The organism is Sphingomonas sp. BK481 (assembly GCF_014194875.1).
Taxonomy (GTDB): domain Bacteria; phylum Pseudomonadota; class Alphaproteobacteria; order Sphingomonadales; family Sphingomonadaceae; genus Sphingomonas; species Sphingomonas aerolata.
The window spans coordinates 67,136-87,082 of sequence record NZ_JACIAP010000012.1 but is presented as its reverse complement, the minus strand read 5'-3'; the positions used below and the strand labels follow the sequence as shown (position 1 = coordinate 87,082).

Below are 19,947 nucleotides of genomic sequence, written 5' to 3'. Positions count from 1 at the left end.
TGCGTTGCGAGCCATGGCGCGATCAAGAAGGAGGTCGCGACGAAGTCCGCGGACATGCAGCAGCATCTGGTAAAGCTGGCGCAGGAAGACGAGCACATGCTGCGCGTCGAGCTCGACCAGATCCACGGTCCGCAGCGCGCAGGATGATCCGGCGCGTTCGATTGGCGGGCGTGCTCGGTGCCGCAAGTTGCGGCCTGATCACGCCCGCGTTTGCACAGGATGCCGGGTCGGTAACCTTGGAGGTAATGAGCGAGGAGGAACGGCGCGGGCTGAGTTGGAGTGAGGGACGTGCCGCGCTAGCAGGCGATATTCGCGTCTCGCGCGGCCGGCTCGATGCATCGGCGCGCGTGGTAACGCTTCGGAACAGCGTGCGACACGGTGGCGCCGATGCGGTCGTCGACCTTTCAGTGGGAACCGACTGGGATCTGGGCGCGGTGCGTATCCGCACCGACGCCACGGGCCACACATTCGCGGGCGCGCGAGGACGCATGGACTATGTCGAGGCCGGCGTATCGGCAAGCTATGCCTATGGTCCGCTCTACGCCACGGTCGGCGTGATAGGTGCCCCGTCGCAGCGCGCGATCGGTGGTAGCAATGTGCATATCTATGCGAACGCCAATGCCGGTATTCCCGGTACGCCGCTGACTATGCTCGCCGAGATCGGCCACTCATCCGGCAGCGTCCGCGACCCCATCCGGGTCGAGCGTCTTCGTCCGGGCGGCAGTTACATCAACTGGCGGTTGGGTCTCGAACATCGTCGCAACCGTCTGACGATTGGAGTCGATTATGTTGGGACTGACGTCTCCCACAACGCCATCGCGATTAGGTTTGCCGATCGACGCAACGCCAGAGACCGAATTTTAGGGCGCGTCCAGGTTTCGTTCTGACGAATACCGCTGACAGCGGGTGCCAATTAACACTGATGTGTACACAAAATGCTTCGGCAGGACCGCCTGCACATGTTCAAAAGGCCGCCCCTCCAGCGGTTCCCAAAAAGGAACGTCTTGTAGGAATGACGGCTTCCAAATAGGCGCTCCCGGGCAACGCCGGGAAACCGCCATTTACCGTTTTCCCAAAAACCGTTCCCAAAATCACTTTCTCACGATACGGATTTTAGACGGAGTTATGAGAAGGGAGCGGCATGCTCATTGGCTATGCGCGGGTGTCCACCCCGGATCAGGATCTCACTTTGCAGATGGACGCCCTCAACGCGGCTGGCTGCGAACACATCGCGACAGACAAGGCGAGCGGCGCGACTATTGTACGGCCGGGTCTGACCGAAGCGTTGGGCAAGGCCCGCAAGGGCGATACACTGGTGATCTGGAAACTCGATCGTCTCGGGCGGTCGATGAAGGGACTGGTCGATCTGGCGGCTGAATTGTCGGCACGCGGGATCGCGTTGCGCTCGCTCACGGACGGAATCGATACCGCGACACACACGGGCCGTCTGGTCTTTCATATTCTGGGGTCGATCGCGGAGATGGAGCGCGAGTTAATCCGCGAACGCACGATGGCGGGGCTGGCAGCGCGTCGAAAGGCAGGCGGGGGCGGAGGGCGCAAATCCGTCATGACGCCCCGCAAAAGAGACATGGCCGTCAAACTGCTCGCCGCTGGCGACCGGCCGCAGGACGTCGCAGAAGCGGTCGGCGTGTCGGTTTCGACTTTCTATCGGCACTTTCCGGCCAGTGGCAGGGTTGTCCCTGCCGAAGACACGTAAAACGGTAAGACGCACCTCGTGCCGAACGGCAGCGGTTCAGTCCATCCAGTGCCGTGCCTCGCCGCCCAGGCGGCAGGCAAGTCGCTTGATCTGCTCGATCCCGTAGGCATCCAGCGGCGGTTCGATATCGCCCCGATCGTCAGCTATTCGGCAAGCCTCGCGCCACTGCCTTCCGCGTTCGTAGCGAAGCGCGACCAGCGCCGCGACCAAAAGCGCGCGCTCCTCGCTATCGAGCCCGGCAACCATTTCTGATTCGACGGCAAACCCTCCGTTTTGGAAAACGAGCAAACGCACGCCAAATCAGCATTCGGCGTTGGCGTTGGCGTTGGCGTTGGCGTTGGCGTTGGCGTTGGCGTTGTTTAGCGGAGGATTAGCGCCGCGCTGGTCAACCGTGAATCCATGTCCAGATAATGGACGTGCTTAGGGTGCTTTTCCGCCCCGTGGCGGATCGCCCTGGCGTACGTAAATGTCACTTTCGTGTGCCGAACTGCCTAAACGTATAATCAGGCCCGTTTTATATGGCGGCGCGATCAGCGTCAGAAGATCGTGGCATAATAGGACTGCTCGTACCGGCCCCGGCTGATCCGCGCCATACGGTCGATCCGCTCCAGTGGTGGCGGCGGTTTTCTGGAGCGGGCTGGTCGATTGTCGGGGCGAGCGAGCAGCACGAGATTAGCGATGGCCGCGCCCAACAGGAATTCCTCCTCGGCACCACGCAGCCCGCGAAGGTGCAGCCGCGCCAACCCGCGCTTGCCTTTCGCATCGGCGAATAATCGCTCGACGCCCCGGCGCAGCCGCATCGACCGCTTGAACAGCGGCGTCTGCATTTCGCCGCGTACCAACTCGCGCACGTCCTCAAATTCACTGTGCGTCACCGACCGGCTGGTCGATACCGCGCATTTGCGTTTCAGATGACAGGCGCGGCAATCGGCCGGGCTGGCCCGATACCGGAGGAAACCGGCTTTGCGATCGGCATCGCGAAATGGAAGCGGCTTCCCGGCGGGGCAGACATAGCGGTTTTCCTCCCGCTCGTAGCGGAAGGCTTCGCGCGGAAACTTCCCCTTGGTCTGCTCGGATCGTTCCATCACCGGGATATGCGGCACGGTGCCACGATCGTTGACGAATGCCTGGAACGCGGCGCTGCCATAGGCGGTGTCGGCCGCGACGCGTTTGGGGCGATAGCCGAAACGATCGCCCGCCCGCGCCAGCATCACCCGCCCCGCATCGACCTCTGCCGCAAAGCGCGCGGGGCTGGCCTCCACGTCGATCGCCACGCCCCCCGGAGTGTCGATCAATATGTTGAAGGCATAACCGAAACGCCCGCGTGCGGTGCGCGCAGACCACGCCGATGCGGGATCGGTCCGCGATACCTCCGCCGGCTTGCCGCGCGGCACACCATGCTCCTGGGGCGGTGCATTCGCCTGATCTGCTATCCATTCCCTAACCGGTCGGGGAAGCCGGGATGCAGCTATATCGGCGTCGCGCATCTTGCGCTGCCAACTCGCATCAGCCGCGACGAACGATGCGTCGATGGCCGCATCCTTTTGCGCGATTAGCCCGGCATCGGCGCACCGCTGCACCGTCTGCTCGAACAACACGCGGAAGATGCCTGCGTCCCGGAAACGCCCGTGCCGGTTCTTGCTGAACGTCGAGTGGTGCGGCACGCTGACATCGAGCGGCAACCGGCAGAACCAGCGGTAGGCAAGGTTGAATCGGACCTCCTCACATAGCCTGCGTTCCGACGTGATACCGTAAAGTCGCCCGATCAGAACCATGCGGATCAACAGTTCGGGGGCAATTGAGGGGCGACCGCGATGGCTATAATGCGAGGCGAGTACGTCCCGCAGTTCGCCAAAGTCGATCAGCTGATCGATACGGCGTAGGATATGATCGGCGGGGACCATCAAGGCCAGCGCTCGCCAGCCTGCACGCTTGCTGTCCTGTCGCTGCTCGCCCATCATGACCGTTGCTCCCGATCCGTTGGGATAGAAACGGTCGGAGCCGCGATCGGATCAGAAGGCTTTTTTCAACAGCCCCGAGCGGTTATCTCGCGGTAGCGCGATGCCGCCCGAGCCGGTCCGAAAACGACAAGAAACCCGTTCTGAAAATCAGTACCATCTTGCACGATGCCAATGGTCTTTTCTGGCGGGGTACGTGTCCGCAATCGTTCGCCGCTCGGCGAACATCTCGCGTCCGCCGCACCCAATGTGATTTGCGTGTCAACGATTGTGCGCCCGCCGATCGCCAGCGTCTCACATAATCTGAGCCGGAACACGACCTCTATTGCAGTTCCGGCCGATTATCATTGCGAGCCGCTACAGCTAGCTCCGCGCACGAAAGGCCGGAAGGAGTAGCGGATCAGAGGTCGATGTTTCGATCCTTCATCGCCTGAGCGGCGACATCGCCGATTGGCCCAATTCCGCCGACGTTGTTGTAAACCACCGTCACGTCGTGGTCGGTGAGCTTCTCGAGCATCATCCGAACGGCCGCTTCGTTTGCCGCATCCAGCACCGTCGTTGTGTCGTCGCTCGTCATCGGTAAGGGTCTTCCCGGTTTTCCAAGGGAGCAATAGCATGAACATCGGTGACCTGGCCAAGGGTGTCGCGAGCGCAACGGGCGCAAGCGAGGCGGACGCGAAGAAGACGATCACTGCAGTGTTTGACCAGATCGCTGCCGCGGCCGCCAAGGGCGAAGAGGTGTCGATCAATGGCTTCGGCAAGTTCACCGTGAAGGATCGGCCCGAGCGCGAGGGTCGCAACCCGGCGACTGGCGAGAGCATGACGATCGCGGCGTCGAAGAAGGTGGCGTTCACTGCGGCGAAGGGCTTGAAGGACAAGCTTTGAGGCGTGCGCGCCGGCGGGGCAGCTCGCCGGCGCCGACAGGAGGCGCGGATGTGCAATCGGTATCGGCTCACGGCTAAGCAGGCCGAGGTGATGGCCACGTTTGGCATTCGGCCGCCCTATGAGCCTGACGAGACCTTCCCTCCCAGCGACATCTTTCCGACGGGCAAGAAGACTCCCTTCTATGGTGTGGTCATGGTCAAGGACGGCGACGAGCGCCGTGCCGAGCGCATGGAGTGGGGCGTCCCGACGCAAGTCCCGAGTAAGCGCGACCCGGCGGTCAAATTGACGAAGTACGTAACGAACGTCAGGAATTTGCGCTCACCTTTTTGGAAGTCGATGCTAACGACGTCTGCTCGGCGCTGCCTGGTGCCTGTCACCTCGTTCTCCGAATATGGCCTTGCGCCCGGCGAGGACGGAAAGAAGCCGCTGCATTGGTTCGATGTGCCAAGCCGGCCGATTTTTGCCTTTGCAGGCATCTGGCGACCGACAGAGCGGGGCAACGCCTACGGATTCCTCACAACCGAGCCGAACGCGATTGTGGCCCCGGTCCACCCCAAGGCTATGCCGGTGATCCTCCATGACGAGGATTACGACCGCTGGTTGACTGCTCCTTGGGAGGAGGTCAGCGAGCTCGTTGCTCCCTACCCATCTCAGTTGATGACGATCTCGCAGGACTAGGCCTAGAAGCGCTCGTAGCGTTCGTAAGGACCGCGTGTTGCCGGGTTCTCGAACGCCAACCGCCAGCTAGGGCCTGACAGACGCCTCGCTAGTGTCCATAACGATCCAGCCAAGCCGTGGAGTTCGCCGAGCCTAAGATGCCGAAGGTCAATCCTCAGATCCTGTCATGGGCGCGCGAAAGCGCGGGCCTGACGCTTGAGGACGCCGCGCGAGGTATCGGGCTCGCCGGCGAGAGCGCATCTGCGCGCCTTGCGGAGATGGAAAATGGCGATCGGGAGCCGAGCCGGCCGCAGCTGCTGAAGATGGCTGATCGTTACAGGCGGCCGTTGCTAACCTTCTACCTTCCGGAGCCGCCGGCAGCCGCGGCTAGGGCCCACGACTTTCGCACGCTGCGACAGCGTGAGGTCGGGGCGGAGGCGACGGTCGATGCGCTGGTGCGTGACGTGCGAACGCGACAGGCGCTCGTGCGCGGTGCGCTGGAAGATGCGGAGGAAGCCGAACGTCGCGCGTTCGTCGGATCCGTGGATCCTCGGGCCGGACCCGATGGCCTCGCTGCGGCGATGGCGGATCTTCTTGCGCTGGATCGCACCGCATACCGAGAGGCGCGCACTATCGAGCAGGCGTTCCGCATTCTCCGCGATGCTGTCGAAGCCACTGGCGTCTATGTCCTGCTGATCGGCAATCTCGGGAGCTATCGAAGCAACCTGAGCCCTGGTGTGTTTCGTGGCATGGCGCTCGCGGATGACGTCGCGCCCTTCATCGTCATCAACGAGACGGATTCCAAAACGGCGTGGCCCTTCACTCTCCTACACGAGCTGGGGCACGTGTTGCTCGGACAGAGTGGGATCAGCGGCTATGATGGCGAGCAAGCCATCGAGCGCCTCTGCGACGACGCTGCCGCTCGTTTTCTGCTGGTTCGCGATGAGCTGCGCGAGATCGACGTTGATGTCGCTTTCGAGGATCTCGTCGAGCAGATCGGCGCCTTTGCCAGCGCCCGGAAGGTCAGCCGGAAGATGGTGGCGTACAATTTGCTGCGTGAGAGGTTGATCGACGCTGCAATGTACCGACGGTTGGCTGATCGTTTCGACGAAGATCGTCGCGAGTTTCCTCAGAGGGCCGGCAAGGGTGCTCCTGACTATTATGTCGTGCGGCGTCACCGGGTTGGCCAAGGCCTGCTAAGTCTGGTCGACCGCATGGTCGCTGGTGGCGCGCTGACCACCACCAAGGCGGGCAAGGTCCTCGGCGTGAAGCCGACGGCAATCGGTCGCATGACCGAATTAACGGCATAGCGGGGTCGGGTTGCTGTACCTCCTGGACGCCGACACACTCATCACCGGGGACCGCCGCGCCTATCCGGTCAAGCGCTTCCCTGTGTTTTGGGACTGGCTGCGTCACCAAGGCACGATCGGCAACGTCAAAATCCCGCTCGAGCAGTATGAGGAAGTTGTTTCCGGGCGCGGCGATATCGTTGAGTGGCTGTGCATGGAGGAGAGCAAGGCAGCGCTCGTGCTTGCCGAGGAGCTTGATCCCGCGCTGGTCGCAGACACTATAATGGCGGGCTATGGACCGCTCGACGAAAATGGCGTCGAGTTGGTTGGCCGCGATCCCTTCCTTATCTCCTACGGGCGCCTCGAACCGGGCGAACGTACCGTCGTCAGTTTCGAGGTCTCGAAGCCGAGCAAGCAGGGAGCCAACCGCAAGGTGCCTGACGTTTGCAAAGGCTTCGGAGTGCCGTGCTGTTCTCTGTTCGACATGATCGAAGCTTTAGACTTCACTACCGGCTGGCAGCCCTAAGATGGCCCTACCTGAGTACTCACGAGAGGCTGCCCTGGCCGCACTCGGCGTCAGGATCGTCGACGAGACTGTCGAGGGCAATCTCGGCCACCTATTTCGGCCCAAAGAACGGGCTGATCTTGGAATTGACGGCGAAATTGAACTGCTCTCCAGCGAATCTGACGGAAAGCGTCGCGGCACAGGCCGGCTGATAGCTGTTCAGATAAAATGTGGTCACAGCTTTTTCGCAGAGGAAAAGGACGACCACTTCGTTTTTCGTGGTGAGATGAAGCACCTAGATTACTGGCTGGGCTTCTCGGTGCCTGTTATCGTAGTGATATGCCATCCGGACACACGAGACGCCTACTGGTCAGAAGTCAATCCTGGGCTTGTTGAACTAACCGAGACCGGTTGGAAGATACCTATAGCAAAGACGAGCACGCTGGCAGGATCACTGACCACGCTTGAGTCAGTCGCGCGGCGAAATTACCTAAGGAGCGTAATTGACCTAGCCGCGCAAAGGTGGATTCATGGAAAACACGCTGAACGGGTCGAGTTCTGCGGTATTTTCGCCTTGCCTCGAGATTATAGAGGTGCCGACCATCTTGTTACAATTGGCGAGGAAACGGTTCAGTTACAGTTTCTGGTTGCTCGATATGGTAGGTTCGAGACCGAGAGGCTCTCGGACCTGCTGGATGAATATCCGAGTAACGCCATATATGGGGAGCGGATAGTTCTAGCGCTTATTGCGGAGCATCCGTCCGCATTTGCCTTATCTGACGATTTCCAGAAGCTAGTAAGCAGCGCTGTTCCGATAACTATCTACAGGCTCCTGTTCAACCGTTATTCCTGCGAGGTAGGCGAGCTTAACGATGATGGCCTGATCGACGATGAATACTACAAAGGTGAGCCGGTCTGGAGCTACGGCGAAGAGGAGTGGCTGGCTTCACGTTACCTACCATTTTATATCCGAGACACCTGATCGCGCTTTTAATGCGCACTAAGTATTAGATCGCAATTGGGATAAGCTGAAAGAGGGAGGCCTGCGAAACCGCCTATTGAGCGCTCTGGTCGAACTCATTCGCCCTATTGCATCTCTAGCACGACCACTCTTCTGACAGGCGGTCTGGTGGCCCATGCTGGCGATGCGACATGGCTCCCGTTGGAAACTTCTTTCCGGATCGCGGAAAAAGGTTTCCATTCAAGTCGGCTCGCGACCGGGCGATAGCTGGTCGGATGCACCCCATCTCGGGTGGGTTCCTGGGCGAGCGGGACTACCCTGTCGCCGAACCGAACGGCGACTTTCGTCACGATTAGAGCTGCAGAACGCTCATACGGGACGAGCCACGTCACGCGGGGCGCCCGGGTTCGTGCGCGCACCACGATCAAGCTGTGTTCCAGGCGCGGGTCTCCCACATCGTTCGAGCCTAGCGCGATCAGAGCGACTACCGGCGCGGTGCCGCCCTGCCACTCCCTCGCGTAAGCGTGTTGGGTAGACCGCCTTGCGGTAGCGCTGGCGGTGAGGATGCTTGTCGTCTTTGACGAGGGCGCGGGCGGTGAGGGAAGTTTTTGGTTCGACGGCCAGTCATACGAGCACTCGTATGACTGGTCGGATGGATGTGGTTGGCCGGGTGTCGGGTCGGCGGCGGTGGTCGGACGCGGAGAAGCTGGAGATCCTGGCCGAGGCGTTCCGGCCGGGGGTGCGCGTCTGCGACGTCATCGCCCGGCGTGAGGTGTCGAGCAGCCTGATCTACACGTGGCGCAAGCAACTGCGTGAAGGCAAGCTGGCGGGCGTCGTGCCTTCGTTGCCGGTGTTTGCCGAGGTACAGGTTGTAGACCCGGTCGCGCCGACACCGCAGCCGGCACCATGTCCACCGGGATTTATCCATATCGAATTGCCGGGTGGCGTGCGGGTGAGCGTGGATGCCGCGGTGGATGCAGGCGCGCTGACACGGGTGCTGTCGGTGCTGCGGTGAGCCCTGTGCCATTGCCGACGCGGGTATTCCTGGCGTGCGGCGTGACCGACATGCGCAAGGGGTTCGACGGTCTGGCGGTGCTGGTGCAGCAGGTGCTGGCCGAGAACCCGCATTCGGGCGCCTTGTTCGCGTTTCGGGGCAAGCAGGGCCATCTGGTCAAGCTGCTGTGGTTCGACGGCCAGGGGCTTTGCCTGTTTTCGAAGCGGCTCGACCGGGGCCGCTTCGTCTGGCCGGTAACGGCGACGGGTACGGTGGTGCTGACGCCGGCGCAATTGTCGATGCTGCTGGAGGGCATCGACTGGCGTCGTCCCGAGCGGACGTTCGTGCCGACGCTGGCAGGGTGAAAGCGGCGGTTTTACGTCGTTTTTGCTCGCCCCTTGCCACGCAATCTGCTATGAAATCCGGGTGTCGGAAGCGCCCGTTGCCCCTGCTGATGCCACCGCGCGGATCGCCGCGCTGGAGGCCTCGCTTGCCCGGGCCAATGCCGCGCTCGCCGCCCGCGACCTGCTCATCGACACCCTGCGGGGACAGATCGCCCGGCTGCGGCGAATGCAGTTCGGCACGTCGTCCGAAAAGCTCGGCCGCGAGATCGAGCAGCTCGAACTGGCGCTGGAGGAGCTGGAGACGGAGCGCGACGCGCCTGGGCCCGAGGCGGCGGACCCCGGCGTAGCAGCGCGACCGGTGCCCGTCCGCAATCTGCCGGGGCATCTGCCGCGCGAGGAGGTCGTTCACGAACCGGTCTCGGGTGCCTGCACCTGCCCGGACTGTGGCGGTGCGTTGCGCCTGCTCGGCTCGGATGCGCACGAGATGCTCGACATCGTGCCGGTGCGCTGGCGCGTCGTGCGCGACGTCCGCCCCAAATACAGCTGTCGGGCTTGTGAGAAGATCGTCCAGGCACCGGCGCCGGTCAGCGCCGTCGCGCGGGGCAAAGCGACCTTCGCCACACTGGCGCACGTCGTGGTGTCCAAGTTCGACCACCATCTGCCGCTCTATCGGCAGGCCGAAATGATGGCCGCGCAAGGGCTCGACATCGACCGTTCGACGCTGGCGGGCTGGACCGGGCAGGCCGCATCGCTTCTCGACCCCATCGTCACGCGCATCCGTGACGCGGTGCTCAAGGCCGACAAGATCCATGCCGACGACACGCCCGTGCCGGTGCTCGACCCCGGCCGCGGCAAGACCGCGACCGGACGGTTGTGGGTGTACGCGGCCGACGACCAGGCATCCGGCAGCACGGCGCCGCGCGCGACCTGGTATCGCTTCACGCCAGACCGCACCGCCGCGCACCCAACGTCCCATCTCGCAGGGTTCCGCGGCTTCCTTCAGGCCGATGCCTATGCCGGTTATGACGGGCTCTACCGGGGTGGTGTTACCGAGGTCGCATGCTGGGCGCACTTCCGGCGCAAGGTCTTCGACCTGCACGAGCGTGTCCCGACGCCGCTGACCACCGACATCCTCGAGCGCATCGGCGCGCTTTATGCGGTCGAGGCCGAGGTGCGGGGTCGGCCACCCGATGAACGCCATCGCGGCCGACAGGAACGAAGCCGGCCACTGGTCGAGGCCTTGCGCGGAGTGCTCGACGCTGCGCTGCGCCACCTGTCGCCCAGGTCGGATATGGCCAAAGCCATCGCCTACGGCACGAAGCGCTGGCCCGCGCTGTCGCGCTTCCTGGGTGACGGGCGTCTGGAGATCGACAACAACATCGCAGAGCGCGCGCTGCGCGGCATCGCCGTCGGGCGCCGCAACTGGCTGTTCGCCGGCTCACGCGCCGGTGGCGAGCGCGCCGCGGCCATCTACACCGTCATCCAGACCTGCAAGGCCAACGGCGTAGACCCGCAGGCCTACATCACCGATGTCATCGCCAGGGTCGCCGACGACTGGCCCGCCAGTCGCTGGGACGAACTCATGCCGTGGAACTGGCCTCCCGAACCTGCCAGACTGGCGGCATGAGCGCCGACACCATCGCCCGCCTGCATATCGTCCTGAACGACATCGAACCCGCCATCTGGCGCCGCGTCGACGTGCCGGTCACCGCCAGCCTCAAGATGCTCCACGATATCGTTCAGGCCGCAATGGGTTGGGAGAATTGCCACTTGTGGCATTTCGAGGCCGGTAACCGGCGCTACGGTATCCCCGACCCAATGTGGCCGGAGAGCGGCATGGCCGCGGCCAGGAACGTAAAGCTCGCGGCCCTCATCGACCGGGGCGTGCGGGAACTCGTCTACACCTACGACATGGGTGACGACTGGCAGCACACCATCACCGTGGAGACAGTCAGTCCCGGTGAACCCGATGCCAAATATCCGCGCTTCATCGAGGGCGAACGACGCTGCCCGCCCGAGGATGTCGGTGGTCTTCCCGGCTTCGAGATGTTCCTCGATGCCATGGCCGACCCCAACCACGAAGAACACGACCGCCTGCGCGAATGGTATGGCGGACCCTACAACGCCGACGACATCGACGAACGCTTCACCCGACTTGCTGTCGCCGCCATCGCCATCCGCCGCCACGCTGGCAAACTCGCCTACCAGAAAAGCCGCCCCCAATAGCAAGGCGGCCTACCGGCCACGCTTACTCCCTCGCCAAGCCGCTCGCATGCGCTCCAACGCGCGCGTGAACCTCGCATCGGATGCCCTGCAGCGCGAGTGCGTCTGCGGTGCCCGCAGCCGTGCTGTCGCCAAGGACAAGGCAGAGCGGCATCACGAGCGCTCAGCCTGAACTTTCGGGAATGGCGTTCCCACTCGCGTGCGACCTGCCATTTCGTCGTAGGCGAGCAATCCGATTACTGCGACAGCAACGCCGGCGATGCCGAAGAGCCCGCGCGCCAGACCGATCGCGCGTGCCGCCCTGCCGCGGCGAAGTGTGCGCCAGCCTCGATCGATCGAGGTGCGCCAAGACAGCCAACCGTCCGCGATGTCGCAGGCCCCGAACATGGCGATCGGTATGGCGATCGCTGGGATTATATGGCGCGTCTCGACCGGGTTGAAGGCAATCAAGGCCATCGTGATCAGGAGCACCACGAAAGCGGCAGCGTAGATCACGGTGTAGACAGGTCGAAGGTGGAAGATGCGCGCGCTCGGCTGAGCAAGGTAGCGCACGATCGGGCGCCTGCAGGTATCGCAGGCTAGCATCGCCTGCCCGAGCGGCCAGCGTCGCATTTCTGCATGGCAGTACGGGCACGTCGGCCGCGGCAGGCTCATCATGTTCATGGCAATTGCGCCAGCTGCACGGCGCTCGGAAGGCCAGCACGTATCTCGGTCGCGATTTCCGGTAGGCACACCCAGTTTGCGAACATCGGGTTCCAGACCGCCCTTCCCTTACACAGCGCCGTCAGCGCCTCGCGGCCGATATGATCGTCCTTGGCAGCCCGGAACGCGATACGGCCGTCTGGTAGCGTGCGCTCAATGATGCCTGCGCAGACCTCGATCTGCGCGCCCGCTTTCCGAGGGCCGGGCAAGGGCGGCGCTTTCTCTGCGATGGCTGCCTCTGCTGCCGGCGAAGCGGGTTCGCTTGCCGTTATCACTGGCTCCACCGCTGGCTCGGTAGGTTCGTCGACGATCGGCTCGGGATCCGGAGTTTCAGCTTCGCTGGCGTCGGGCTCGGCCAAGCTGCCGTCAGGCCCAGGATGGATTCCGAGCCGAACGTAGATGTCTTGCTCCTCGACATGGTCTGCAATCAGCTGGTCGGCGATCGCCAGCATCTGAGGGCCACTGACGCCCGTCGAGAATAGGCGCGACAACGTGCTGGTTCCACCGAATGGCATCCATTCCGCTACGAGATTATCGCATTTGTAGATTGGCTCTTCATCGCCGACTTTAGAGCGGTCGACGTTGTTGGTCGCGGGCACGGAGACGAATACGCCGATCCGCTCGAAGGCCTTCGAGTGGCCCTTGCGCTTCAGCCAGGCCGCGAGGACGTCGCGTTGGCGTCGAACCTGCGCGACCGGATTGGGGATGTTCTGTGGTCGGTGCTGGCCGCGATACCACACCATCCACTCGCCATGAGCGTTCTTGGAGATCGTGCCGGCATAATTCTTGGACTCGAAAATTGCCGCCGTGCGCGAAAAGCGCGAGAGCAGGACGTGGTCGAACTGAGCGAAGCCGCCCTGACCATCGGCAATGCGTAGATCGTGAATAAGGACGTGTCGGTCGTTGCCCGGCCCAAACTCGCGATCGAGCATGAACGCGGTCTCTTTTTCTCCCCGGAGTCCGCGCGCATGGTTCTTAAGCGCTGACCGGACGCGATCCGGCAGCGCCTTGAAGTCAGGATCGCGCATTATCTCCTCCGCCAACGCCAGTTCGGCAGATCGTGTCGATCGCTTCCGGATCATCGCTTCGGGGTTCCCGTCTGAGCCTGCGAAGGGAGCGGCTGTACCGTTTCGGCCGGGATCGCTGCGGGCGCAGAAGGGACCGGCGCAGGCGGCTTCGCCGGCACCAGCTTGGCTTCAAGTCGCGGCTTGGCGTCGGTGATCAGCTTCCGGAAGGCGTCGACCATCGCGAGGCTGGTGATCTTGCCTATGTCGGTCGACGCGTAGGTGCCTCCGAGTGCTCCAACGCCGAGGCCGACCAGCAGACCACCCCCGACAACGCCGACATCCTTCTTGCGTGCCGACCCGCTGGCTACCGCCTCCTGGATGCCGGTGTTGACGTCAACGAGCGTGAGCAGGACCTGGCTCTCCATCGTCTTGGACTTGAGCCCCACCGCGCCCCCGAACATACCGCCGACACCGCCGCCACTCTCTCGCGCCTTGCTGTCGGTGTAGACCACGTTCACCTGGAGCAGATAATCCGCCTTGGTGACGGGGCGCGCCGCAGCGGCACCACCGGCGATCGCGCGTTCGCGCTCGAGCGCGCTGAACGCCTCTCCTCGATCTGCGACGCGGAAGCAGCCCGAGCGCGCGATCATCAGTTTGACCAAGGGCAGCGGATCGACCCGCGCCGTCGCACCGCCATTCTGCATTTCGGCCATACGCATGAGAGCTTGCAGCTGCGGAGAGAGGCTGTCGGCCGGGTTTGCAGCCTTCTCCTCGACCAGAGCCGCAACGCCCAAAGGCACTTCGCAGCGGGGCAGCTCGGTCTTCTCGTCGATGCCGGTGCCGCCTTGCCCCAGCTTCTGCGCCAGGAGGGTGGAAGGGGTGACGGCCGCGATAGCGGCCGTCACGATGGCGATAACGGCGCGCTTATGCACCGGCCTTCGCCGCTTTCGCGTGCTTGGTCGGATCGCAGATCCCGGCCCGCTCCTCGTTGGCGCTCACCGTCTTGGCGGCGTCATCGCAATTCGCGCAATCGGCGCAGTCAGGGCAATCCTTGCAGTTGCCTTTGTGATTGGCATGCGCGCGATAATGCGCGGTCTTCTCCGCCACCCGGCGCTGCACGTCGGTGCCGCCATTCTCGCCGGCGAAGCTGGCCATCGCGAGCAGGACCGGGCTGGCCGGTGCCGCGCTTGCGACTGCGGGCGTGGCGAACGCCAAGCCCGCTAGGACGATCGATGTGATGTGTCGTGTCTTCACAGTTGTAACCCCTTCGTTGATTGTCAGAAAAAACCGTTGCGACGTCCGTCGCGCCGGTCGTCGTGGCGGGTGCCGCCATCGCCGAGGGCCGAGCGTCGGACCTCCAGCTCCACGCCGTCCCCCTTGTGGGTGATCCGGACGTCCTGTGGGGCGAGGCCTTGGCGCTTCGCCCAGCGGTCGGCGTCGGCCGCCGACCCGAACTCGCCCATTTCCTCAAAACTCCAGTTGCTCATGTGCTCCTCGTCTCGTGCGTCGCAGGCGACCACGCGCGAGCGCGCCGGCGACAGGATTGGAAGGGCGCGCGTGAACTGTGCTGCTCTGGCGGCCACTGCTGGACCTCGAGCGTGATCTTGGTCGGTGTCGTCATGCGAGCGGCGCCGGACGAAGGTTGATGCGACGCACAGCCAGGTTGCTGTCGTGCCCAAGCCTGAGATCAAGGACATGACCGACCTTGCGGGTGAAGCGCATCACGCCATCGACTTCTTCGTGCAGCGTGCCCTTCCCGAACAGCTTTCTGCCATCGGTCCATTCGCGCCCGTGGACGAGCCGCATGTGAAAGCCACCGATTGGCGCCGGCACCGTCACCCGTTCATGGGCGCGCACGTAGATCGACAGGGTGTTCCGGCCCGTCTTAGCGTCGATCATCTGGACGATCGCATTCTCGCTGCCGCCTTGAACGGTCAGCTTGGCAACAACGCGGCTCATGTCGATGTTTGCGGGCACACTGACAGTGCCGGATGCGGGAAATCCGTGCTGCTGCCCGAGAATGATTCCCGTGAACTGCTCGGCGAGCCAGAATGGCGCTCCCATGCGCGTCGCTGCGGCCACTAGGACCAGGCTCCCGAGGCCGATGCCAAGGAGCGCTCGCCTCTTGCTCGAGGATCCCCAGCGACCGCTCCGATGACGATGGCCGCCGTTCTTGTTGACGAACCAGGTCGGGCCTGACTGCAGCTCGCGCCGTGCCTTCCAGTCGTTCCACGTAGTGCGCTCGGGTGCGAAGCCCTGCCGCTTACGGTAGCGCTCGCGCATGTAGGCGCGGTCATCGAGCCCCATCTTGGCTCTCCGTGAAGGGCGCGTAGCTAGTAGCCATGTCCACATCGATCCGTCCAAGCATCGCATGGTCTCGCAGCGATGCGACGACGGCTTGCGGCTCATGGTCGGGTCGGTCTGGGTCGCGGTGAACGAAGAGCAGAGCCGAGGCAGGCCCAGCTAACCAGCGCACGATCGAGGTCTTGGGCATCCGCGGATCGTGGTCGGCGATCGACTGCAACGGCGTTCTGACGCCAGCAAGCACCGTCTCGGCCCAACGGAGGGCTTTGCGACATGTCGGATCGTGACCGGCGAGCTCGGCTATCGCATCAGGAGGAAGATCGCGAACAAGGTCGCGCACGCCGGAGAGCATGGCGCCGGGCTGCAGGCCTACATGGTCGACGGCCCGCATGAGGACGTAGCGGGACGCATAGCGCCAGCTTGGGTCGAGGTCCCGTGGATCAATGGGGATGAGCGCTTCGACCGCGGACGATCGCGCGTAGCTGCTCGGATGATCGGCGAAGAAGTCCCAATTGCCGCGCGCCGGATCGATCATGAGGTCGCGCGTTTGGTCTGCCAGAGCAATGAAGGCGTCGCCGGTGCCGATCACGACGATCCGGTCACCGTTGCCCTTCCGCACCGCTCGAAGCGTGTCGGCAACCAATGTATCGGGCTCAGCGATGGTCAGCCGTGTCCGAGCCGGCTCGGGTTCATGCTGGAAGCGGAACGGATAGCTAATCCCCATGACGAAGCGACCTTTCGTGCTGTGGAGGGGTGAAGGAGCCGCCTTCGGTCTGCAGCGACGCGCCGATCACGGCGCATCCGAGAGCCCAGGCGAGCGTGAAGATGGCAACCAACGCCGCTAGGAGGCTCGTCAGGCGCACTCGGGTCATCGCGCGCGCAGATTGACCCTGCGCCGGCGACAAGCGCTCCTGCGGCGTCTGCTGCGGACGTGGTGGCTCGCAGCCCGCTCCCTCGATCGCGCCGTCTGGCGGTGCGTCGAGGCGGATGGTGCGCCCGGTTGGCCGCGCACGCATGAAGTCGCGATCGGAGAGGCTCATGCCGGCACATCCGCGACGGAACGCGATGCCCGCAGCGCTCGGGTGACCGGCACAAGGACGGCGTAGGTCAGCGCGAAGACGGAGGCCATGGCCAGTGTCTCGGCGCCCCATTGCAGCGCGTGGTCGTGCTGCGCGAGGCGGCTGCACTCCGCAAGCGTGTGCGTATTGAGGTCGCACGGATGCCAATGCTTGATCGCGAGCACATGTTCGAGGGTGAGAGGCGTGGTGGGCATGGTCATAGCTCCAGTCCGATGTCTTTCTCGGGGAAGGGCAGCTCGATCGCGGGCGGCTCGGCACCGATCCGCAGCGATGCGGCCGAGAGGGTGGGATCGTTCTTGAAGTCAGGCGCTGTCGGGCCTGTGCTCATCGCGGCCAGCGTGATCATATCCGCCTTGTCGCCGACCAGCTTCTCGGGTCCTCGATCGAGATCGGGAGGCAGGGTCGGGTTGAATGAGCCGGAGGAGCCCAAGCCGCTCGGGCTGCCGCCTAGACCCGACGCCGCTCCGTTCTCCGGCAGCGAGCTTCGCGCTGGGTCGATCGACAACTCGCCGGTGGTTTCGAGCGCGGAGGTCTTGTTACCCTCGTTGCGCTCGATCGCCTGGGTCAGCTTCTCGCGATTGTCGGTAAACAGCTGGATATCGTCACGGACGCGTGTGACCGTGACGTTGAAGAGCCGCTGATTGGAGAGGTTGGACTCCTTGTAGCTCATTACGGCGATCGCATTGTCGGCGGTGATGCCCTGAGCGGCGTGCATGTTGAGCGCGTAGGCGAGGCTGATGCGCTCCATCATAGGGTCGCCGGGCTTCAGCTCATGGATGCGCCCGTCGCTCGCCTCCACCTTGATCCCTGACGGATCGGCCGACAGCACGCGCGCGATGTCGTTGTTGTTGAGACCGCGATCCTTGTCGTTCGTCGTCCAGCGGATCTTGTCGCCTTCGTGGAGCTTGATTTCCTCCCTCTGGGCGAGTTGCATCGCATCGGTCTTGTCGAGAGGCGAGATCTTCTGCGGGTCGAAGGTTTTGACCTTGTTGCCGATCTGGACTTGGACATGCCCTTTGGCATTGACCCCGATCACGTCAAAGGTGCCCCGCGGCAGGCCAAGCTCGCGGATCGCAAACCGCAGATCGATGACGAGCCGTGCATCGCCCTTCGCCTCGTAAGCCTGGGGGTAGCGGAGTTCTTCCCGGGTCAGGTTGACCTTATCGAGGACGCCAATTTCCACTCCCTCACCCTTCAGCGTCCCTTCGGCAGCGAGACCTTCCTGTATGCGGACGTTGAGCTCGGCACGGGCCACCCGCCCCGACGAGAACATCGCTGTTGAGGCCCGCTGCTCGGGCGTGAGGCCTAGCCAGTGTTCGGATGCCGCTTTCACGTGCTCGGGATTGGCAGTCACCTTGTTGCCGAGCATCGCCATGGCTTCGCGAGCCGCGCCGCGATTGGTGAGCGCAGCAACGGTCCGCAGCTGCTCGGTTCGTTGGCGCAGGTTCTCATCCATGCGCGCCATCGTGATCCCGCCCGCCTGCGCGAGTGCGAAGGCCTTGCCGGCGTCGACCGCCGTGATCTGCTGGCGATCGCCAATCATCAGGTATCGATCGACCCCAAGCGCGTTGGCGATCCCGACCAGGTGCTTCATCTGGTCCGATCCGACCATGGACGCCTCGTCGAGGATGATGGTGGTGCCGGCCAGCTCGTTGCGGGCGCCGTCATAGTCGGCACCCTTTCCTGCCAGCGCATGACGGGCGTAGCTGTGGACGAAGGAAGAGACGGTGCGGCTCTCGATGCCGGCCTCCGCGCCAAGCCGGTCGGAGGTGGCCTTCATCAGCGCCAAGCCGACGACCTTGCCCCCTTCCTGTTCGACGTTGCGCGAGACGCTCGCGAGCATCGTGGACTTGCCGGCGCCCGACACGCCCTGGACGGCGACGATGCGGTCGGAGGACGTGAGTGCCATCGTTGCGGCCGCCATCTGGCCAGCGTTCAGTTCCTTGTCGCCGGAAGCGGCATGGAGCCGAGCGATCACCGTCTCCGGCGAGACGATGACGCGCCCCTGTCCCTTGCCCCGCTCGATCTCAGCTAGGATGCCCCGCTCGGTTGCGAGCGCCTCCGGCGTGGTGACGTGGGTGACGACGCCATCGATGCGGTCCTGCTTACCAGGGATCAGTTGCTCGGCGCGGATGAGCTCGGACACGCGCCGGTCGACATGGTCGGGTGTGACGCCTTTCAGGCCGCGATCGAGAGCCGTCTTCACGACGTCGGGGATCGAGAACGCCGCTTCGCGCTGCGCGTGGATCCGGATGGCGGAGGCGACAGCGTGCTGGGCTCGTAGGTCGACCGGAGAGATCCGCAGACGCTCGAGGCCGCTGACAATCAGCGGATCGTTCGGGCGGAAAGCGTCCCCAAGCGTCTCACGGATGCCGGCGATGGTCTCGCGGATGCGCTCCATGGTGCCTGGTTTGCTGTCTATCGCATTACCGCTCGCTCGTGCTTTCGCGGCTTCGACCAGGGCCCGGCCGTCGAACCCCATCTCCGCCGCACGGTCGCGCCACGCTGCACGGAGAGCGTCGCGATCCTCGACGTTGAGCTTCGCATCGCGGGTGTTTGTGGTGATCCGATCGATCTGCTTGGGGTTGGTTATGCCAAGCTCAGCAGCCTTCGCCCTTATGTCGGTGCTGCGCTGGCTGTAGGCCTCGATGACCTTTTTGGGCACGCCGTTGATTTCGAACTGGCCATGTTTGCCGGAAACCGACGTCTCAAAGCCGATCTTCGCCAGCTCGGCGCGGTAATTGGCGTGATAGGCCGAACCGATCGTGGTGTTGTTCTTCCATAGCTGACCGTTGTGCAGCGCTTGCCAGACCCCGTTGGCCATCTTGGTCATGTTGGCGACGAGGACGTGGATGTGCCCCTGCGGGTCGAGCGCACGGCTCGTGTCGTGCTGGAACATGGCGTAGACGAGGTTGCCGGTGCGGACTGCGTCACCCGCTTTTGAGCGGTCGTATGTGCGCCCTTCGGCGAACGTCTTTTCGACCCACGCCATTGTCGTCTTAACGGCGTTCATATGAGCTGCGAGGATGCGGGTGTCGCCAGTGACGTAGGCGAGGATGCTCGCGGATTTCGGCATCGAGAATGTCAGGTCGACGCCGTGCTGCCGGTTCGGCACCTGGCCGACCTTCTCGCCCGATGGCATCTCACCGTTGAGGATCTTCTCGAACGCCTCCTTGGTGACCTCCCCCTTGAGGCCGATCTCTGCAGCCCCAATGCCGCCCCAGAGGGTCGCCTCGGAGGAGTGCTCGGCGGTGTAATAGTCGTCCTTGGCGAAGTAGCTCGCTGCGCCGGAAGCCGACTTGACGGAGGCGACGGAAAGCAT

Annotated in this window: 24 protein-coding genes; 11 read left to right on the top strand and 13 right to left on the bottom strand. The window is 63.6% G+C overall.

Going from position 1 to position 19,947, the window contains the following annotated elements; all coding sequences use genetic code 11:
• Positions 1–245: 245 nt before the first annotated feature.
• Together FHY04_RS18690 and FHY04_RS18685 are read left to right on the top strand one after the other, a co-directional pair.
• Positions 246–887 (top strand): TorF family putative porin, encoded by a 642-nt coding sequence (locus tag FHY04_RS18690; protein WP_240699129.1) that lies wholly within the window; start codon positions 246–248, stop codon positions 885–887.
• Positions 888–1,141: 254 nt separating this feature from the next.
• Positions 1,142–1,717, top strand: a complete 576-nt coding sequence (locus FHY04_RS18685; RefSeq protein WP_133192293.1) for a recombinase family protein — start codon at positions 1,142–1,144, stop codon at positions 1,715–1,717.
• Positions 1,718–1,753: 36 nt separating this feature from the next.
• On the opposite strand, the gene FHY04_RS18680 is transcribed toward FHY04_RS18685, so the two are convergent.
• The 3 genes from FHY04_RS18680 to FHY04_RS18670 all read right to left on the bottom strand — a co-directional run bounded on the left by FHY04_RS18680 (position 1,754) and on the right by FHY04_RS18670 (position 4,252).
• Positions 1,754–2,011, bottom strand: a complete 258-nt coding sequence (locus FHY04_RS18680; RefSeq protein WP_221211884.1) for a hypothetical protein — start codon at positions 2,009–2,011, stop codon at positions 1,754–1,756.
• Between the two features lie 242 nt (positions 2,012–2,253).
• Positions 2,254–3,678 (bottom strand): transposase, encoded by a 1,425-nt coding sequence (locus FHY04_RS18675; protein ID WP_133192292.1) that lies wholly within the window; start codon positions 3,676–3,678, stop codon positions 2,254–2,256.
• Positions 3,679–4,075: 397 nt separating this feature from the next.
• A complete protein-coding gene (locus tag FHY04_RS18670) occupies positions 4,076–4,252 on the bottom strand; it encodes a hypothetical protein (protein ID WP_165954594.1) in 177 nt (58 codons plus the stop codon).
• Here FHY04_RS18670 and FHY04_RS18665 point away from each other — a divergent pair.
• The 9 genes from FHY04_RS18665 to FHY04_RS18625 all read left to right on the top strand — a co-directional run bounded on the left by FHY04_RS18665 (position 4,234) and on the right by FHY04_RS18625 (position 11,536).
• Positions 4,234–4,560: an HU family DNA-binding protein gene (locus FHY04_RS18665; RefSeq protein WP_260171630.1), complete on the top strand. Its 327-nt coding sequence runs from the start codon at positions 4,234–4,236 to the stop codon at positions 4,558–4,560. The genes FHY04_RS18670 and FHY04_RS18665 overlap by 19 nt on opposite strands.
• Positions 4,561–4,608: 48 nt before the next feature.
• Positions 4,609–5,238 carry an SOS response-associated peptidase gene (locus tag FHY04_RS18660; RefSeq protein WP_133192290.1) on the top strand — a complete coding sequence of 210 codons (630 nt, stop codon included), beginning with the start codon at positions 4,609–4,611 and terminating at the stop codon, positions 5,236–5,238.
• 116 nt (positions 5,239–5,354) lie between these two features.
• Complete coding sequence (locus FHY04_RS18655; RefSeq protein WP_221211883.1) at positions 5,355–6,527, top strand: ImmA/IrrE family metallo-endopeptidase; 1,173 nt, start codon at positions 5,355–5,357, stop codon at positions 6,525–6,527.
• Between the two features lie 10 nt (positions 6,528–6,537).
• Positions 6,538–7,032 (top strand): DUF4411 family protein, encoded by a 495-nt coding sequence (locus FHY04_RS18650; RefSeq protein WP_221211882.1) that lies wholly within the window; start codon positions 6,538–6,540, stop codon positions 7,030–7,032.
• Position 7,033: 1 nt separating this feature from the next.
• Positions 7,034–7,993, top strand: a complete 960-nt coding sequence (locus FHY04_RS18645) for a DUF4365 domain-containing protein (protein WP_133192288.1) — start codon at positions 7,034–7,036, stop codon at positions 7,991–7,993.
• 619 nt (positions 7,994–8,612) lie between these two features.
• Complete coding sequence (tnpA, locus tag FHY04_RS18640; RefSeq protein WP_133192287.1) at positions 8,613–8,987, top strand: IS66-like element accessory protein TnpA; 375 nt, start codon at positions 8,613–8,615, stop codon at positions 8,985–8,987.
• Positions 8,984–9,331 (top strand): IS66 family insertion sequence element accessory protein TnpB, encoded by a 348-nt coding sequence (gene tnpB / locus FHY04_RS18635; protein ID WP_133192286.1) that lies wholly within the window; start codon positions 8,984–8,986, stop codon positions 9,329–9,331. The genes tnpA and tnpB overlap by 4 nt, the downstream gene beginning before the upstream one ends.
• Positions 9,332–9,392: 61 nt before the next feature.
• Positions 9,393–10,937, top strand: coding sequence for an IS66 family transposase (tnpC, locus tag FHY04_RS18630; protein ID WP_409349178.1), 1,545 nt, complete (start codon positions 9,393–9,395; stop codon positions 10,935–10,937).
• Positions 10,934–11,536 (top strand): plasmid pRiA4b ORF-3 family protein, encoded by a 603-nt coding sequence (locus tag FHY04_RS18625; protein ID WP_133192285.1) that lies wholly within the window; start codon positions 10,934–10,936, stop codon positions 11,534–11,536. The genes tnpC and FHY04_RS18625 overlap by 4 nt, the downstream gene beginning before the upstream one ends.
• 150 nt (positions 11,537–11,686) lie before the next feature.
• Here FHY04_RS18625 and FHY04_RS18620 read toward each other — a convergent pair whose 3' ends face one another.
• Genes FHY04_RS18620 through mobF form a run of 10 tightly spaced genes read right to left on the bottom strand, consistent with a single transcriptional unit; the run spans position 11,687 to position 19,947 of the window.
• Complete coding sequence (locus tag FHY04_RS18620; RefSeq protein WP_133192284.1) at positions 11,687–12,196, bottom strand: hypothetical protein; 510 nt, start codon at positions 12,194–12,196, stop codon at positions 11,687–11,689.
• Positions 12,193–13,263, bottom strand: a complete 1,071-nt coding sequence (locus FHY04_RS18615) for a nuclease-related domain-containing protein (RefSeq protein WP_240699128.1) — start codon at positions 13,261–13,263, stop codon at positions 12,193–12,195. Before FHY04_RS18615 ends, FHY04_RS18620 begins: the two co-directional genes overlap by 4 nt.
• 50 nt (positions 13,264–13,313) lie before the next feature.
• Entirely contained in the window at positions 13,314–14,174 is an 861-nt protein-coding gene (locus tag FHY04_RS18610; RefSeq protein ID WP_133192282.1) for a CsgG/HfaB family protein, read from the bottom strand.
• The gene (locus FHY04_RS18605; RefSeq protein ID WP_183937397.1) at positions 14,167–14,496 is read right to left on the bottom strand and encodes a hypothetical protein; all 330 of its coding nucleotides are present in this window, start codon (positions 14,494–14,496) and stop codon (positions 14,167–14,169) included. Before FHY04_RS18605 ends, FHY04_RS18610 begins: the two co-directional genes overlap by 8 nt.
• A 23-nt stretch (positions 14,497–14,519) precedes the next feature.
• On the bottom strand, positions 14,520–14,825 hold the full coding sequence (locus tag FHY04_RS18600) for a hypothetical protein (RefSeq protein ID WP_260171629.1): 306 nt from the start codon (positions 14,823–14,825) through the stop codon (positions 14,520–14,522).
• A gap of 34 nt (positions 14,826–14,859) precedes the next feature.
• Positions 14,860–15,549 (bottom strand): hypothetical protein, encoded by a 690-nt coding sequence (locus FHY04_RS18595; protein ID WP_133192279.1) that lies wholly within the window; start codon positions 15,547–15,549, stop codon positions 14,860–14,862.
• Positions 15,536–16,270, bottom strand: a complete 735-nt coding sequence (locus tag FHY04_RS18590) for a type IV secretion system DNA-binding domain-containing protein (protein ID WP_133192278.1) — start codon at positions 16,268–16,270, stop codon at positions 15,536–15,538. The genes FHY04_RS18595 and FHY04_RS18590 overlap by 14 nt, the downstream gene beginning before the upstream one ends.
• Positions 16,260–16,586: a hypothetical protein gene (locus FHY04_RS18585; protein ID WP_133192277.1), complete on the bottom strand. Its 327-nt coding sequence runs from the start codon at positions 16,584–16,586 to the stop codon at positions 16,260–16,262. Before FHY04_RS18585 ends, FHY04_RS18590 begins: the two co-directional genes overlap by 11 nt.
• On the bottom strand, positions 16,583–16,825 hold the full coding sequence (locus FHY04_RS18580) for a hypothetical protein (protein ID WP_133192276.1): 243 nt from the start codon (positions 16,823–16,825) through the stop codon (positions 16,583–16,585). Before FHY04_RS18580 ends, FHY04_RS18585 begins: the two co-directional genes overlap by 4 nt.
• Complete coding sequence (gene mobF, locus FHY04_RS18575) at positions 16,822–19,947, bottom strand: MobF family relaxase (RefSeq protein ID WP_133192275.1); 3,126 nt, start codon at positions 19,945–19,947, stop codon at positions 16,822–16,824. Before mobF ends, FHY04_RS18580 begins: the two co-directional genes overlap by 4 nt.

Coding starts and splice junctions, on each gene's coding strand:
- FHY04_RS18690 (WP_240699129.1), top strand. CDS start 246: ATGAGCGAGGAGGAACGGCGCGGGCTGAGTTGGAGTGAGGGACGTGCC.
- FHY04_RS18685 (WP_133192293.1), top strand. CDS start 1,142: ATGCTCATTGGCTATGCGCGGGTGTCCACCCCGGATCAGGATCTCACT.
- FHY04_RS18675 (WP_133192292.1), bottom strand. CDS start 3,678: ATGATGGGCGAGCAGCGACAGGACAGCAAGCGTGCAGGCTGGCGAGCG.
- FHY04_RS18670 (WP_165954594.1), bottom strand. CDS start 4,252: ATGACGAGCGACGACACAACGACGGTGCTGGATGCGGCAAACGAAGCG.
- FHY04_RS18660 (WP_133192290.1), top strand. CDS start 4,609: ATGTGCAATCGGTATCGGCTCACGGCTAAGCAGGCCGAGGTGATGGCC.
- FHY04_RS18645 (WP_133192288.1), top strand. CDS start 7,034: ATGGCCCTACCTGAGTACTCACGAGAGGCTGCCCTGGCCGCACTCGGC.
- tnpA (WP_133192287.1), top strand. CDS start 8,613: ATGACTGGTCGGATGGATGTGGTTGGCCGGGTGTCGGGTCGGCGGCGG.
- FHY04_RS18625 (WP_133192285.1), top strand. CDS start 10,934: ATGAGCGCCGACACCATCGCCCGCCTGCATATCGTCCTGAACGACATC.
- FHY04_RS18620 (WP_133192284.1), bottom strand. CDS start 12,196: ATGAACATGATGAGCCTGCCGCGGCCGACGTGCCCGTACTGCCATGCA.
- FHY04_RS18615 (WP_240699128.1), bottom strand. CDS start 13,263: ATGCGCGATCCTGACTTCAAGGCGCTGCCGGATCGCGTCCGGTCAGCG.
- FHY04_RS18595 (WP_133192279.1), bottom strand. CDS start 15,549: ATGGGGCTCGATGACCGCGCCTACATGCGCGAGCGCTACCGTAAGCGG.
- FHY04_RS18590 (WP_133192278.1), bottom strand. CDS start 16,270: ATGGGGATTAGCTATCCGTTCCGCTTCCAGCATGAACCCGAGCCGGCT.
- FHY04_RS18585 (WP_133192277.1), bottom strand. CDS start 16,586: ATGAGCCTCTCCGATCGCGACTTCATGCGTGCGCGGCCAACCGGGCGC.
- FHY04_RS18580 (WP_133192276.1), bottom strand. CDS start 16,825: ATGACCATGCCCACCACGCCTCTCACCCTCGAACATGTGCTCGCGATC.
- mobF (WP_133192275.1), bottom strand. CDS start 19,947: ATGCTTTCCGTCGCCTCCGTCAAGTCGGCTTCCGGCGCAGCGAGCTAC.